This window comes from Bacillus salitolerans (genome assembly GCF_042680805.1).
Lineage (GTDB): Bacteria > Bacillota > Bacilli > Bacillales > SA4 > Bacillus_CJ > Bacillus_CJ salitolerans.
Genome location: NZ_JBHUEM010000030.1, coordinates 3841 through 5927, shown reverse-complemented (window position 1 = coordinate 5927; position 2087 = coordinate 3841). Strand labels below are relative to the sequence as shown.

The window sequence follows — 2087 nt, the reverse complement described above, 5'->3', positions numbered from 1 at the left end:
TGATGACCAAACTCTTTCGATTCTTTATAGGTAGCTGAGTCAAGATCTTTTCCGTGTTTCTTTATATACTCAAATGGCTCTACAAACTCTTCTTTTAAAGAAGATTTTAATCCATCTTGAATATCTTGTATTGTAATTTCACCAGAAACAATACTGCTTGTTAGCTTAGCAGTTTGATAGATCATATCGTCAAATGAATGTATAAGAGCAAAGGATTCTTTTACAGATGACCATAGTTCTTCTGCAATTCCATGCATGATTCCAATCGCATTAATTCCAGAAACCTTAAAGTTGCCTTCGTCTTCTGTTATATTTTCGTTTCGTTTCGTTAAAAATCCTTCTAAATCTTTTTTGATACGCCATCCCGCAATACCATCAGCATTGTATCCAGAATAGGCTTCAAATTTTCTAACCGCATCCTCCGTCTTCTTATCAAACTTCCCATTCACCTCAACATTGTCAAACCCGATTGACTTTAACGGTATATGTAAGGTTTGAACCTACATTTTAGAAGAATACAAAATATGCAAGGAAAAACCTTGATTTAGTGACGAGCACTCTATCAAGGTTCAATTTAAATCATATAATTTTAGTTATCATCGTTTAATCTTCTCTACTCCATATTTTGATAAAAAATAACTCTAATATGCACCATAACATTACATCACTATCCCCTGACATGATAACTTAAAGTACATTTACTTAGGTTGCTTTCCTAACAATATGAGTAGCTGGGGGAGTGAGAATTATATATCTATTAACGTATAAAATTTTTAACAACAACAGATGGGTCTTATGCAAGGAGCGTATCCAATTTGAACAGACATTGTACCTATCCCATGTCTTTCACTGTCTATCGACCTCCATGCTTCTAGAAAAAGCATTTCCCTTCCCTACATCATCCAACACCAGCGGTTATCACTGTCCCGATTGTTAATATTGCTTGTGTTATTTGATGCCCAAACTCTTTAGATTAGATTCTTTATATAAAGGCTTAGAACTCATATAATATATATACATTGTACATGAAACTATGTCTATTAGTCCCGAAAAAAAACACAATGATGAACCTTCATAAGGGAATGTATAATTATTTTCTTCCGAGACCTCTTTCTATTTCATCACTGAGCTTCTTTGTATTGTACTCCATATAATCATGTGCTCTACATAATAGTAATTTATCATCTCCTAAATATTCCAAAACGGTACAAACTAATACTTCTTGAACAAATTCATTTTGAGAAATTGCCATTTCCTCTAAGAATTTGAATATCAGTTTTAACTTCTCATTCTTATCTTCTTTTAATTGTCTAATTAGATAGGGATTAAATATCTCTCCAAAAATATTATGCGGTCCTGGGTCTTCTCCATCCCAATCTTCTAATTCTTCCTCATATAATTCCCTTAATTCAGGAAACGCTTTTAGCATTTCTATAACCAATGTATCATACTCCATTTTTTATCACCTATTTTCCATTTAATGCATTTTTCAAATCATTTAATAATTCAAATGCTAATTCTAAATCATTATCATTTAAGTCTTGTTTTTTAATTATGTTTTCTAGATTTTTAATTCGCTCATTTGCTTTCTGAATATGCGACTTCCCACCAACCAACTCACCTGTTTTGAGCTCATGTCTAACAGCATCTGCCAAGCTACCGTTACCGATTTTGGCATCTGGTCGATACATTTGGTCAATAGCATTTTTCAATTTTTGATTCGAAACTGAATCTAATAACTCATCTCTACTTGAGAGATTAATCTTTCCTTTAGAAAAAAACTGCAAATCCAAAACTACCTTATTCCCCATCTTAGCTAGCTTTAACCCTGTATTAACTAATTTACCACCTGGTGTCAATCCAAGACCAGCAATCACCCTATCTAGTGTACTAGCATCTTCATCTAATAGAGTCTTAATATCGTCCCCGATGATAAAATCGAATCCCATTTTACCCATTTTTACTAGGGCATCTGATACTTTATCCCATGTAGATTCTTCGGATTGTACAATGTCTGCTAGTTTATTATACTCCTTTGTGGCTTGAAGTTTTTCTCTAATTTTGCTTCCCGCTATTCCGTCTGGTGA

2 protein-coding genes and 1 pseudogene are annotated in these 2087 nt (G+C 33.4%); all 3 read right to left on the bottom strand.

Annotated elements, in window-relative coordinates; genetic code table 11:
* Positions 1-449, bottom strand: a 449-nt coding sequence (locus ACFSCX_RS16300) for a peptidoglycan-binding domain-containing protein (protein ID WP_377929312.1), incomplete at its 3' end; no start/stop codon positions are given.
* A gap of 641 nt (positions 450-1090) precedes the next feature.
* A complete protein-coding gene (locus ACFSCX_RS16295; RefSeq protein ID WP_377929311.1) occupies positions 1091-1456 on the bottom strand; it encodes a DUF7674 family protein in 366 nt (121 codons plus the stop codon).
* Positions 1457-1466: 10 nt separating this feature from the next.
* Positions 1467-2087, bottom strand: a pseudogene (locus tag ACFSCX_RS16290) (hypothetical protein); the annotation flags it as partial.